The organism is Pantoea alfalfae (assembly GCF_019880205.1).
Classification (GTDB): Bacteria; Pseudomonadota; Gammaproteobacteria; order Enterobacterales; family Enterobacteriaceae; genus Pantoea; species Pantoea alfalfae.
Genome location: NZ_CP082292.1, coordinates 3,387,597 through 3,400,898 on the forward strand (window position 1 = coordinate 3,387,597; position 13,302 = coordinate 3,400,898).

Below are 13,302 nucleotides of genomic sequence, written 5' to 3' on the forward strand. Positions count from 1 at the left end.
AATGTTACAGGTTACTGAACTGAATCAATATTATGGCGGCAGTCATATTCTGCGCGGCCTGTCATTTGAGGTTAAGATTGGCGAAATTACCTGTCTGCTGGGGCGCAACGGCGTGGGGAAAACCACGCTGCTGAAATGCCTGATGGGGCTGATTCCGGCGAAGTCAGGCGAGATTCACTGGCAGCAGCAGCGCATGAATGGCCGCAAGCCGCACCAGCGGGTGCAGGCGGGCATCGCCTATGTGCCGCAGGGTCGGGAAATCTTTCCGCGTCTGACGGTGGAAGAGAACCTGCTGATGGGCCTGTCACGCTTTCCGGCTGCCCAGGCACGTGAAGTACCGGAGGAGATCTACCAACTTTTTCCGGTGCTGCTGGCGATGAAGTCACGCCGGGGCGGCGATCTCTCAGGCGGTCAGCAGCAGCAACTGGCGATCGGCCGGGCGCTGGCCTGCCGGCCACAGCTGCTGATCCTCGACGAGCCGACCGAAGGGATCCAGCCTTCGGTGATCAAAGAGATCGGCGCGGTAATCCGCCAGCTGGCGCAGCGGGGCGATATGGCGATCCTGCTGGTGGAGCAGTTTTATGACTTCGCAGCGGAGCTGGCGGACAGTTATCTGGTGATGTCGCGCGGGGAGATCGTGCAGCGTGGCCGCGGCGACACCATGGAAGCTGAGGGTGTGCGCGGCCTGGTGGCGATTTAAATCCGGCTCAGAGCAGGCCGGTCTCGACGGAGAAGTGCCGCTCTTCGCCGCTGGCCAGGGTGATCAGCGTACCGGCCTGCTGCGCGGCCAGAAAGCCCTCTGGACGACAGGTGGCGGGCAGAATGTAGGCCGCCACCTGCTGATCGTGGTTATGCAGCAGCCAGCGGGTCGCGTGCGGAAACTGCGCGGTAGAGAAGCGCGTCATCAGCGCATAGCCCTGCGGCGAATGCAGCTCAAACTGCACGTCATCGCCATACTGCGGCAGATCGTCCGCGAAGAAGACGATCTCCGGCTCGCAGAGTTGCGGCTGATCGAGCTGTTGTAACGCCTGTGGATCGCGCGATAAGTGATCCGTGTACTCGCGCCAGGCAGGTGTGGGTTTAAGGTGTGCGGGGATCGAGCGACGCAGCTGGAATGCCCGATCGGGGATCGACTGCCGGAAGCGTCCCTGGTCGATCCACGCGCTGTTTAGGTGACACATATACTGCAGCGGCATCGCCGCGCCCGCCAGATTGGTCACCGTCATCGCTATCGTCAGACGGGGCCGATCGGCCTGAAGGCGGACGGCAGGTGCCGCAAGGTAGTGATGGCCGAAGCCTTTAACATATTCACACTCCCCTTCCAGCGACAGCGTCTGATCCTCCAGCACCAGCCAGGCGCTGTCCATGCGGGCGCAGGCCATCTCACCGTGCAGCGGATGATCGTCCTCTGGTGCGGGACAGCCGTTGGCCAGCAGTCCCGAATGAAAGGCAAAACAGCCGTAAGTGTCGATGATCGAATTGGCGGGCAGCGGCTGTTTAAAACTGTGGCCCATGGTCAGATTGTGCTCGTCGAACTGCACGTCCCAGACCATCTGTCCGAGAAATGGCAGCACGGTCACGCTGCCGCGCCGGTTATGAATGCGCACCGCCTCAATGCCCGCCGGATAGCGAAACAGCTCAACCCGGAAGTCATCGCTCTCTAACAGCACCCAGGGTGTGGTGTGAAACTGTTCACTGGCTAAAGGTAAACGGGTTTTCATGGTGACTCCTCCGCCAGACGACCGGTCGCAACCAGCTGTTTTTTATGGCGCAGTTCGCCATAGAAGTAGAATCCGACCCAGGCGAAACAGAGCAGCGAGACGCCAAATGCCCGCTGCATCGAACCCAGTGAGTCCGAAACCAGGCCCTGCAGCGCCGGGACAAAGGCCGCACCGACAATCGCCATCACGATAAACGCGCCTGCGACTTCGGTGTATTTGTTATCGACCGTCGCCAGCGTTCCCGCGTAGATCGTCGCCCAGCAGGGACCAAACAGCACGCTGACAAACACAGCGGCGTAGACGGCGGTAAAGTTCGGCACCAGCATCACATAGGCCAGCGTCAGCACGCCCAGCACCGAATAGGCGATCAGCACTTTCTCGGCACGGAAGCGGGTCATCAGGAAGTTCGCCACGAACTTACCGATAAAAAAGCAGACGAAGCTGTAGATCATAAAGTTAGAGGCGTGACGTTCGTTGGTCGCCCCCAGCGTCAGCGCCAGACGAATGGTAAACGACCAGACCGCGACCTGCATGCCAACATAGAGGAACTGGGTCACAATGCCGCGTTTAAAGTGACGATTAGCGGCCAGATAGCGGAAGGTCTCGCCCAGCGAGGGGCGCGATCTCTCATTACTCTCAGGTTTGCAGCGCGGATAGCGGGTGAACATAAACAGCAGCATTACGACTACCAGCACCATCACCAGATATTTGTAAGGCTCCAGCGTGTGCTCCAGCATCGTCAGACGGAAGGCATGCGCCTGCTCTGCCGTCATCGTCGCCATCTGACTCTCCAGGCTGTCGCCCTCCTGGAACACCAGATATTTACCCAGCACGATCCCCATCAGCGCACCAATCGGATAGAAGGTCTGGCTGACGTTGAGGCGCAGCGTCGCATGGTCACGATGACCAATCATCGAACTGTAGGTATTGGCCGCAGTTTCCAGGAAGCTCAGGCCGATGGCGATAGCAAAGATCGCCGCCAGGAACATGGTGTAGGTCGCCATGTGCGAAGCGGGATAAAAGGCGATACAGCCAGCGATATAGAGTGCCAGGCCGATCATGATTGCCATCTTGTAACTGGTTTTACGGATCACCAGCGAGGCGGGGATCGCAATCAGAAAATAGCCGCCATAAAAGGCGCTCTGCACCAGCGCACTGGCAAAATCGCTCAGGGCGAACACGCTTTTAAACTGGGTGATCAGGATATCGTTAAGACTCGCTGCACAACCCCAGAGCGGAAAGAGGCACGACAGCAGAATGAACTGGAACAGCGGCGTTTTATTCAGATAGCCATCAGATTGCTGAACAATTTTCTGTTGCATAGCAGAACCTCAGTTACGGTTGAGAAAACGCTGGAAACACTCGGCGTCGGGATAAGCGCGCTGCGTGCCGCGCCCGGTGACGCTGCAGGCGGCATAAGCAGAGGCCTGGGTCATAGCGGCGACCACATCGCCGGTTTTCACCAGCAGATACGCGAAACAGCCGATAAAGGCATCGCCCGCACCGCTGGTATCCACCGCCTGAACCGGCGTGGCGGCCACGCGATGGATCTCGTCGCCGCTCATCCAGACCGAGCCCCGGCTGCCCAACGTGATAATCAGATTTTTAAGGCCATGCTTCAGCAGCGACTGCCCGGCCAGGATCACCTCTTCATCAGTGTTGACCGGCAGGCCGGTGAGGATCTCCAGCTCGGTTTCGTTCGGCATAAAGAAGTCGCATTTGCAGGCGTAGTGAATATCCAGCGTGGCGACGGCCGGCGCCGGATTCAGGATCACGCTGATCTGATGCTGGCGGGCAAAATCGATGGCGTAATAGACCGTTTCCAGCGGGATCTCCAGTTGCAGGATGATCAGCTCACAGGCTTTCAGCGCCTCTGCCGCGTCGTCGATATCGGCCGGTTTCAGCTGCTGGTTGGCCCCTTTGATGATCAGAATGCGGTTCTGCGACTGGTCATCGACAAAAATCGGTGCCACGCCGCTGGAGACGCCTGTTGCAGTAGTGACAAAGCGCGTGTCCACGCCCTGCTGCTGCAGATTAGCAACGGTGTTGGGAGCAAAGAGATCGTCGCCGACCTTGCTGACCATCATTACGTTGCCACCCATTTTCGCGGCCGCGACCGCCTGGTTAGCGCCTTTACCGCCGCAGCCAATGGCAAAGTCGGGCGCTTCAAGGGTTTCGCCCGCTTTCGGCAGGCTGTTGGTATAGGTAATCAGATCGACCATGTTTGAGCCGATAACCGCAATTGTCATGACAGAACTCCCGGATGTTTTCACACTTAAAATGTTATTAAATTAACAATAACCTTTCTTAAAGGTTAAATATGTGACAAAAACCACATCCTGAAGTGGCAGATACCGGCGGGAAACGGCATAAAGGGGGATTTAAAGTGTTACTATTATAACAAGATAACATCAGGGGCCATGACGGCTGAGAGATGTTACCGCCAGTGATGATGGGCCGGGATCACCGCACGGCGGAGGTTTGCGGCTCTTACAGATTGCGGGTAAGATTGACTGCCAGCCTGGCGGATGAGACGCAACTCATTCAAATCTGTGAGGTTTGTCGCGATATAGCGTCGATTCCGGCGTTCCTGCTCCGCACTACAGGATAGGTAACAGAGAGATGACCATGGAAACCCGGCGCGACGAACGCATTCACAAGCTGACCCAGGCGCTTAAACGCACCGACAAACTGCATCTGAAAGATGCGGCCCACTTGTTAGGCGTCTCAGAGATGACGGTTCGCCGTGATTTAACCGAGCCAGGCTCCAGCGTGGTCCTGCTGGGCGGCTATATCGTCAGCGACCCGAAAAGTCATGCCGGCCACTATTTTGTCAGCGATCAGCATGGGCAGAATGCCGCCAGAAAGCAGCGGCTGGCGCAGACGGCAGCCAGCCTGATCAGCGAAAACGATACGGTCTTCTTTGACTGCGGCACTACCCTGCCCTATATCGTTGATGCCATTCCTGACACGCTGTCATTTACTGCCATCTGCTGCGCCATGAACACCTTTCTGACCCTGAAAGAGAAACCGGCCTGTAGTGTGATTCTGAGCGGCGGTGAATTTCATGCCGACAATGCGCTGTTTACGCCGATTGGCGTGCATACCCTCCTGGACGATCTCTGTCCGACGCTGGCCTTTATCTCTGCGGCGGGCATCGACAAAGATCAGGGGGCGACCTGCTACAACACCAATGAGCTGATGATGAAACATCACGCCATGCTGCGTGCCCAAAAGTCGGTGCTGGTGGCGGACAGCAGTAAATATGGCAAAGTGCTGCCCGCCCGCATCGCCGGGCTACAGCGCTTTGATCTGCTGGTGAGTGACAGCGCGCCCGACCAGGCATTGCAGAACTGGCTGGCACAGCAGGCGATACCACTGCGCCTGCCCTGAGGCCTGCCCCGGTACTATCGTCAGCAATTGAGCGCGGAAATCAGTCAGTTATCCCGCACGTCGTCCGGCATCCCTTCTGCCCGGCGAATATTCGCCGCCCCCTGGCTGGGATTAAACGGTGAAAAAGGCTAAACTTCGACATCATTCCAACGACCAACAGACCCAGAGGCTCAAACCAACGTGGCTCAATTCGTCTATAGCATGCATCGCGTCGGCAAAGTAGTTCCGCCGAAGCGTCATATCCTGAAAAACATCTCGCTCAGCTTCTTCCCTGGCGCAAAAATCGGCGTACTCGGCCTGAACGGTGCGGGTAAATCTACCCTGCTGCGCATCATGGCCGGCATCGATAAAGATATCGAAGGGGAAGCGCGTCCGCAGCCAGGCATCAAGATTGGCTACCTGCCGCAGGAGCCGCAGCTTAACCTTGAACACACCGTGCGTGAGTCGGTTGAAGAAGCACTGTCAGAAGTGGTTGGCGCACTGAAACGTCTCGACGAAGTCTATGCGCTCTATGCCGAAGAGGGTGCAGACTTCGACAAGCTGGCCGCCGAGCAGGGCCGTCTGGAAGAGATCATCCAGGCACACGATGGTCACAACCTGAATACCCAGCTGGAACGTGCTGCCGATGCGCTGCGCCTGCCAGACTGGGACGCGAAAATCGCCACCCTTTCCGGTGGTGAACGTCGCCGCGTCGCCCTGTGCCGCCTGCTGCTGGAAAAACCAGACATGCTGCTGCTGGACGAACCAACGAACCACCTGGACGCCGAATCTGTCGCCTGGCTGGAGCGTTTCCTGCATGACTTCGAAGGCACCGTCGTGGCGATCACGCATGACCGTTACTTCCTGGATAACGTGGCAGGCTGGATTCTGGAACTTGACCGCGGTGAAGGTATTCCGTGGGAAGGCAACTACTCCTCCTGGCTGGAGCAGAAAGATGCGCGTCTGGCGCAGGAAGCCTCTTCTGAAGCGGCTCGTCGTAAGTCGATTGAGAAAGAGCTGGAGTGGGTTCGTAAAGGACCAAAAGGCCAGCAGTCTAAAGGCAAAGCCCGTCTGGCACGCTTTGAAGAGCTGAATAACACCGACTACCAGAAGCGTAACGAAACCAACGAACTGTTCATTCCGCCAGGTGCCCGTCTGGGTGACAAAGTGCTGGAAGTCAGCAATCTGCGTAAGTCCTATGGCGACCGTGTGCTGATTGACGATCTCTCGTTCTCTGTGCCAAAAGGCGCGATTGTCGGGATTATCGGTCCGAACGGCGCGGGTAAATCCACCCTGTTCCGTATGATGTCCGGTCAGGAACAGCCTGATTCCGGCAGCATCGTGCTGGGTGAGACCGTTAAGCTGGCCTCCGTCGATCAGTTCCGCGACAGCATGGACAATTCCAAAACCGTGTGGGAAGAAGTTTCCGGTGGTCAGGACATCATGCGTATCGGTAACACCGAGATGCCAAGCCGCGCCTATGTCGGCCGCTTTAACTTTAAAGGCGTCGATCAGGGCAAACGCGTGGGCGAACTGTCGGGTGGTGAGCGTGGTCGTCTGCACCTCGCGAAGCTGCTGCAGGTTGGCGGCAACATGCTGCTGCTCGATGAGCCAACCAACGACCTGGACATTGAAACCCTGCGCGCGCTGGAAAACGCCCTGCTGGAGTTCCCGGGCTGTGCGATGGTGATCTCGCATGACCGCTGGTTCCTGGACCGTATCGCCACGCACATTCTGGATTATCAGGATGAGGGCAACATCGAATTCTTCGAAGGTAACTTTACCGAATATGAAGAGTACAAGAAGCGTACCCTCGGCGCCGACGCGCTGGAGCCGAAGCGCATCAAGTACAAACGTATGACGAAGTAATCGCAGTCTGATTAATACTAAAAAGGGAAGCGGATGCTTCCCTTTTTTATTTTTTTAAAGCGGCATCCATTCTTCAACATGTCCTTGATGCTCATCATCATGTGTTTTAAATAAAATGCAGGTTAATTTACTTTTTTTATCATAACCAATGACAATATTATCACCAGGCACTGCGAGCTCCATTACCGGATTGCCTTCATAATAAAGCCGAAATTCAGACCGGCTTTCATGTGACTTTCTGGCATCATACCAAGTCAGTGATGCACTACAGCTGACATCACTGCCCCTGAGTACAAAATCTGCTTCAATATCTTTATTTTCATTACCTAAAATATTTTTAAGAGCTGCTACACCATTAAACTCTCTTTGATCATAAAGTTCACTTTTTGATAAATTTTTAATACATGCACTTTTTAAATTTTGAGCTTTCATAACATTTCTCTTCCTTTGAAAAGACGGGAAATGCCATCGTAATTAATGCAATGTAATTTTCTGCTATGGGTGTCAAAGTTACAGGTTGCGGTTATAACTTTTATTTTAAGTTCAGCGATAAAACTCCCTGAACACCGGTGACTGCAGCGCGAACTCAATAAAGCGCGCCAGCGCAGGTGAATTCAGTTTACGGCCCGGATAGACCAGCCACAGCTCATTCCCCTCGATTTCCCATTCCGGCAGTACCGGCACCAGTCGGGGATCCGCCATCGCCCCGTCGGTCAGAAAGTGCGGCAGCAGCGTAATACCCGCATCGCCCAGCGCCGATTCGCGCGCATAGAGTAAATTGTCGGTGAGATGGCCTGGCGGCAGCAGCCAGCGATAGAACTCGTCATCGCGCTGCAACACCCATTCATTCCAGGCGCGATGCGCGATACAGCGGTGGGCCGAGAGCTGCTGTGGGTGAAGCAGCGGTGGATGCTGATTAAGATAGTGCTGAGAAGCCACCAGCAGTCGCGGGCAGTTGCCTATCCGGCGGCCAATCAGCGAGGACTCCTGCGGCTGACCGGTGCGCAGCGCCACATCAAAGCCCTCCTGTACCAGATCGCGCATCTCATCGGAGATCGAGACATCCAGCGTCACATCAGGATAAAGACGTAAAAACTCTGCATTACAGCGCGCCAGCAGCGTGGCACCAATGCCTGCCGGGCTGGTAATGCGCAGGCGCCCGCTGGGGTTTTCCCGCAGGCTGGCAATCGCCTGATCGGCGCGCTCACTGGCCTGCATCATCTCCTGGCAATGCAGCAGATAGCGCTCACCGGCAAAGGTCAGGTTGAGCTGGCGGGTGGTGCGATTCAGCAGCCGGATCCCCAGCCGCTGTTCCAGCTGACTGATGCGCTGACTGACGCTCGATTTGGGCAGACCCGCGCGTTCTGCCGCGCCGGTAAAGCTGCCGCATTCCGCCACCAGCGCAAACAGCGCCATATCCTGCCACTGACGAAATGCCATTGTTCACCTCAGACGAACACTCTATGAGAGATTGTCCATCTTATCACCGCTAAAATCAGGTTCTACACTTAAGACACTGACCAAGGAGAATCTTTATGTCTATTCGCGCTATCGCAGTTAATCCCGAAAATCCGGAAAACTTTACCGAAATTTTTCCTGAAACCCCTACGCCAGGTGAGTATGACCTGCGGGTCGAAGTCAAAGCCGCGTCGGTCAACCCGGTCGATACCAAGGTGCACAAAGGGGCGAAGAAGAACGGCTTACAGCAGCCACGCATTCTCGGCTGGGATGCCAGTGGCGTTGTGCTGGAAGTGGGCAGCTCAGTCAGCAACTTTAAGCCTGGCGATGAAGTCTTCTATGCGGGCGATCTGACCCGCCCTGGCAGTAACAGCACCGAACAGCTGGTTGACTCACGCATCACCGGTCACAAGCCAGAGAGCCTGGACTGGGCACAGTCGGCGGCGATCCCGCTAACGGCCCTGACCGCCTGGGAAGGCCTGTTTGAGCGACTGAACCTGGAGACCGCAACGGAAGATCAGACGCTGCTGATCGTCGGCGGCGCGGGCGGTGTCGGATCGCTGGCGATCCCGCTGGCGAAACTGCGCAGCAAGGTGAAGATCATTGCGACAGCCTCGCGTGAAGATTCCGCCCAGTGGTGCCGCGATCGCGGAGCCGATCTGGTGATCAACTACAAAGATATGATCGGTGAGCTGGAGAAACAGGGCATTAAGCAGGTCGATTATATCTTCTGCCTGAATGACACCGACGGTCACTGGGAAACCATGGCGAAGCTGATCGCTCCGCAGGGTCATATCTGCACCATCGTGGAAAACGAACATCCCCTGTCGATGGACCAGCTGAAGCTGAAGAGTGCGGCACTGCACTTCGAGCTGATGTATACCCGCAGCATGTTCAATACACCGGATATGGCGCGTCAGGGCGAGATTCTGGATGCGGTATCGGCGTTGCTGGATGAAGGTAAGCTGCAGACCACGCTGAGCGAAACACTGCATGGCTTAAGCGTTGAGACTTTAACCGCCGCCCACCAGCGCGTGCTGGAAGGCCACATGCGCGGCAAAGTGGTGATGGTCTATTAATGCCCTGACCCGGCTGCCGTGCGGCAGACCGGGCCAATGCATGCGTTACGGCTGGGCGTTTTTCTCGCCCAGCATCGCTTTCACCAGCTCAATACAGCGCAGGAAACGGGCGTCATAATCATCTTCCTTCACGTGCAGGAATTCGATGTTATTTTCCCGCAGCATCGTGACCAGCATCGACTGAAACTCCCGCCGATCCACTGAACTGCCCAGGCTGCGCAAGCCATCCGCGACCCAGGGCACGTTGTTCTCCAGCAGGATCACCAGATCAAAACGATACTCATCGATCAGCGCCTGCACAAAGGGATGTTCACGCCCTTCATATTTGAGACAAAACGCCTGCGTGGTCACAAAGTCGGTGTCGATAAACGCCACTTTATTCGCGTATTTGACGGCGAAATCGATGTACTGCGCCTGTCCCAGCGCGATCTTGTCGTAATCGGAATATTGCAGCGCCATTTCGTCACCGCCCAGATGGGAAAAGACATAGTCGCGGCCATATTCCCAGGCACTGGTAGTGTTGAAGATGTTGGCGAGTTTATTCACCAGCGTCGATTTACCGCTCGACTCTCCGCCGAGGATCGCCACGGTACGCACAAAGAACGGTTTCACTTCAGTCGGGATGTAGTCCCAGAAGCGGAACGGATCCTGACGAATCTGCGCGCCGCTGATGCTCATAAAGGATCGGTTGGGATCGACCAGCACGGTCTGAATGCCCAGGTGCTGCTGGTACATCTCCGCATCGGGCGCTTCGCTGGTGTAGATGCAGTCCGGCGCAATGCCGTGCTCGCTGAGAAACGCGCTGACGCCTTTACTCCACACATCCCAGCCGTGCGGATAGGGTTCGATCCCCTCTTCATCAAAGGCGTGAATACGAATATTTTTCTGATACTTAAAGGTCTGCAGCAGCCAGCGCAGGCGATCGCTGACTGTCGGCTGCTGTGACATCGCGCTGTTCTCAAACAGCTCGCGGTCGCGCGGCTCGTCATAACCCATAATGATATGCAGCTCATCCACCTGACTACAGGCGCGCTGAATCAGATAGATATGGCCGGTATGCAGCGGATAGAACTTACCAAACACCACGCCCACCGTTTTATCGCGGCGCGGAAACTCCAGTCCCAGAAAGCGGTGCAGCGCCTCCAGCTTTTGCGCGCTGGGGCTTTTGATTTTGGCATTGAGTAACTGGCTCAGATAGCCTTTGGTCATGCCGCTGGCATCAGCGACCTGTTGCAGCGTATGGCCCTGCTGGCGAATGGCCGTTTTCAGATAATCAAACGACGACATGTCGTGCCTCCTGCATCAATGCGGTTAAGGTGGGAACGGCCAGCCAGCGGCTTTTCGCTGGCGGCCGCAGGCGCGTTACAGATCGTCCAGAATCGCCAGCGCATCGGCCAGCTTCTTCGCGCTGAAAACCTGCATCCCGGCAATCGGTTTTTTCGGTGCATTCCCTGCCGGCACAATGGCGCGTTTGAAGCCATGCTTCGCCGCTTCAGCGATGCGCTCCTGCCCGCTGGGCACCGGACGGATCTCACCGGCCAGTCCTACTTCGCCGAAGATCACCAGATCCTGCGGAAGCGGACGATCGCGCAGGCTCGACACCATCGACAGCATCAGCGCCAGGTCTGCACTGGTTTCGGTGACTTTGACGCCGCCCACGACGTTAACGAATACATCCTGATCGGCCATCTGCAATCCGCCGTGACGGTGCAATACTGCCAGCAGAATCGCCAGGCGGTTCTGCTCCAGACCCACTGCCACGCGGCGTGGATTGCCCATCATCGAATGATCGACCAGCGCCTGAATCTCCACCAGCAGCGGTCGCGTTCCCTCCCACAGCACCATCACCGAACTGCCCGAGGTGATCTCTTCGCCGCGCGACAGGAAAATAGCTGACGGGTTGCTGACTTCACGCATGCCCTGCTCGGTCATGGCAAACACACCCAGCTCATTCACCGCGCCGAAGCGGTTTTTATGGCTGCGCAGCGTGCGGAAGCGGGAATCAGCATCGCCATCCAGCAGCACTGAACAGTCGATGCAGTGCTCCAGCACTTTCGGCCCGGCCAGCGAACCATCTTTGGTGACGTGGCCGACCATGATGATCGCCACGCCGCGCGTTTTGGCGAAGCGCGTCAGGTAAGCGGCGGTTTCACGCACCTGAGCAACGCTGCCCGGCGATGACTGGATCTCCGCCATGTGCATGACCTGGATCGAGTCGATCACCATCAGTTGCGGCTGCTCCTGCTCGGCGATCAGGCAGATCTGCTCAATGCTGGTTTCCGACAGCATATTGACATTTTCGGTGGGTAATCCCAGACGATGGGCGCGCATCGCCACCTGTTGCAGTGACTCTTCACCGGTGACGTAAAGGGTTTTCATCCCTTCGGACAACCGGCACATCACCTGCAGCAGCAGCGTGGATTTGCCCGCGCCCGGACTGCCGCCAATCAGAATAGCGCTGCCCGGCACGACGCCGCCGCCCAGTACCCGGTCAAACTCTTTGAAGCTGGTCGAGAAGCGCGGTAACGCCTCCAGGCTGATTTCAGAGAGCTTCTGCACCCGGCTGGTGCCAGCGCTGCCGGCATAACCACTCAGGCGCTCGTTACGCGCAGCGGCGGGCGAGGCGGCGATGCGCACCTCGGTGATGGTGTTCCAGGCGTGACAGGCGCTGCATTGCCCCTGCCAGCGTGGGTAATCTGCGCCACATTCGTTACAGACAAATGCGCGTTTTGCCGCTTTGGCCAAATCAATACCTCTGTTAACGCTCTTCGTGGATCAGGCTGCCGGTGAGGATGCAGAACACCCCCATTAAATCGGCATGGCGAATGGTGACCGCAGTCTGCTCATTCACCTTAGGTTTAGCATGGAACGCAATGCCCAGCGCTGAGGCTTTGATCATCAGCAGGTCATTGGCCCCATCGCCGATCGCCACCGTCTGTTCCGGCGCGATGTCAAAACGCTGCGCCAGCTTCTTCAGGGTATCGGCTTTGTATTGTGCGTCGACAATCGGTCCCAGCACGTTGCCGGTCAGTTTGCCGTCGCGAATTTCAAGTTCATTCGCGACCACCGCCGACAGATGCAGCTTGTCGCGCAGGTATTCGGCGTAGTAGGTAAAGCCGCCAGACGCGATGGCAATCTGCCAGCCCAGCGCCTGCAGCTTCTGCGTCAGGGTGGTTAAGCCTGGCATCAGCGGCAGGGCATCACGCACCTGTTTCAGAATATTGGCGTCCGCCCCCTGCAGCGTGGCCACGCGCTGACGCAGGCTGGCGGTGAAGTCGAGTTCGCCGCGCATCGCGCGTTCCGTGACTTCCGCCACCTGCTCGCCGCAGCCCGCCAGTTTTGCAATCTCATCGATGCACTCGATCTGAATCGCGGTGGAGTCCATATCCATCACCAGCAGGCCTGGCGTTTTGAGATGCGGGATTTTTCCCAGCGGTGCCACGTCCAGCCCGGCGTCGTGCGCCAGCTTGCTGGCAAACGGCGTCAGCGATCCCGCCAGGCGAATCACCTGATACTCATCGACGTTCCAGGCGCTGACGATCACCATCGCCGCACCCAGCTGGTGCTGGTAATCGGTCAGCCGCTGCTTATCCAGACCGCGGCCATACAGCAGCCAGCCGGTACGGCCAGCACGATAATCCAGCGGCATCACTTCATCACCGCTAAGAGAAAGGGGCAAACCCGGCCAGAGGGAGACATCGGCGGGAAGATCGCACCAGGTTAAACGATTTGGCATCAGAGCTCCTGTAGGGACAACAAAACCACGCAAGAGGCTACCTTGTCTGCGTCGCTTCTGGCAACAT

General features: G+C 57.1%; 12 protein-coding genes. 4 read left to right on the forward strand and 8 right to left on the reverse strand.

Features of this window, described 5'->3' with window-relative positions; translation table 11 throughout:
• Window position 1: 1 nt before the first annotated feature.
• Entirely contained in the window at window positions 2-700 is a 699-nt protein-coding gene (gene urtE / locus K6R05_RS15940; RefSeq protein ID WP_033769607.1) for an urea ABC transporter ATP-binding subunit UrtE, read from the forward strand.
• A 7-nt stretch (window positions 701-707) separates the two neighbouring features.
• Here the strand turns inward: urtE and K6R05_RS15945 are convergent, their stop codons facing one another.
• Genes K6R05_RS15945 through rbsK form a run of 3 tightly spaced genes read right to left on the reverse strand, consistent with a single transcriptional unit; the run spans window position 708 to window position 3,970 of the window.
• The gene (locus K6R05_RS15945) at window positions 708-1,721 is read right to left on the reverse strand and encodes an aldose 1-epimerase family protein (protein ID WP_222924595.1); all 1,014 of its coding nucleotides are present in this window, start codon (window positions 1,719-1,721) and stop codon (window positions 708-710) included.
• Window positions 1,718-3,043: an L-fucose:H+ symporter permease gene (gene fucP / locus K6R05_RS15950; RefSeq protein ID WP_161731731.1), complete on the reverse strand. Its 1,326-nt coding sequence runs from the start codon at window positions 3,041-3,043 to the stop codon at window positions 1,718-1,720. Before fucP ends, K6R05_RS15945 begins: the two co-directional genes overlap by 4 nt.
• Window positions 3,044-3,052: 9 nt before the next feature.
• Window positions 3,053-3,970 (reverse strand): ribokinase, encoded by a 918-nt coding sequence (rbsK, locus tag K6R05_RS15955; protein ID WP_161731733.1) that lies wholly within the window; start codon window positions 3,968-3,970, stop codon window positions 3,053-3,055.
• Window positions 3,971-4,349: 379 nt separating this feature from the next.
• On the opposite strand from rbsK, the gene deoR reads away from it, so the two are divergent.
• Both deoR and ettA read left to right on the forward strand, forming a co-directional pair.
• Window positions 4,350-5,114: a DNA-binding transcriptional repressor DeoR gene (gene deoR / locus K6R05_RS15960; RefSeq protein WP_161731745.1), complete on the forward strand. Its 765-nt coding sequence runs from the start codon at window positions 4,350-4,352 to the stop codon at window positions 5,112-5,114.
• A 180-nt stretch (window positions 5,115-5,294) separates the two neighbouring features.
• Window positions 5,295-6,962 (forward strand): energy-dependent translational throttle protein EttA, encoded by a 1,668-nt coding sequence (ettA, locus tag K6R05_RS15965; RefSeq protein ID WP_013356691.1) that lies wholly within the window; start codon window positions 5,295-5,297, stop codon window positions 6,960-6,962.
• 54 nt (window positions 6,963-7,016) lie between these two features.
• On the opposite strand, the gene K6R05_RS15970 is transcribed toward ettA, so the two are convergent.
• Together K6R05_RS15970 and K6R05_RS15975 are read right to left on the reverse strand one after the other, a co-directional pair.
• Entirely contained in the window at window positions 7,017-7,394 is a 378-nt protein-coding gene (locus K6R05_RS15970) for a type II restriction endonuclease (RefSeq protein WP_222924596.1), read from the reverse strand.
• A gap of 111 nt (window positions 7,395-7,505) precedes the next feature.
• The gene (locus K6R05_RS15975; protein ID WP_135910184.1) at window positions 7,506-8,402 is read right to left on the reverse strand and encodes a LysR family transcriptional regulator; all 897 of its coding nucleotides are present in this window, start codon (window positions 8,400-8,402) and stop codon (window positions 7,506-7,508) included.
• A gap of 95 nt (window positions 8,403-8,497) precedes the next feature.
• On the opposite strand from K6R05_RS15975, the gene K6R05_RS15980 reads away from it, so the two are divergent.
• Window positions 8,498-9,499, forward strand: a complete 1,002-nt coding sequence (locus K6R05_RS15980) for a zinc-binding alcohol dehydrogenase family protein (RefSeq protein WP_161735974.1) — start codon at window positions 8,498-8,500, stop codon at window positions 9,497-9,499.
• Window positions 9,500-9,544: 45 nt separating this feature from the next.
• Here K6R05_RS15980 and nadR read toward each other — a convergent pair whose 3' ends face one another.
• The 3 genes from nadR to serB all read right to left on the reverse strand — a co-directional run bounded on the left by nadR (window position 9,545) and on the right by serB (window position 13,235).
• Window positions 9,545-10,786, reverse strand: a complete 1,242-nt coding sequence (nadR, locus tag K6R05_RS15985) for a multifunctional transcriptional regulator/nicotinamide-nucleotide adenylyltransferase/ribosylnicotinamide kinase NadR (protein WP_161735973.1) — start codon at window positions 10,784-10,786, stop codon at window positions 9,545-9,547.
• Window positions 10,787-10,861: 75 nt separating this feature from the next.
• Window positions 10,862-12,244 (reverse strand): DNA repair protein RadA, encoded by a 1,383-nt coding sequence (radA, locus tag K6R05_RS15990; protein WP_010253610.1) that lies wholly within the window; start codon window positions 12,242-12,244, stop codon window positions 10,862-10,864.
• Window positions 12,245-12,257: 13 nt separating this feature from the next.
• Window positions 12,258-13,235, reverse strand: a complete 978-nt coding sequence (gene serB, locus K6R05_RS15995; protein ID WP_161735972.1) for a phosphoserine phosphatase — start codon at window positions 13,233-13,235, stop codon at window positions 12,258-12,260.
• Between the last annotated feature and the right edge of the window lie 67 nt (window positions 13,236-13,302).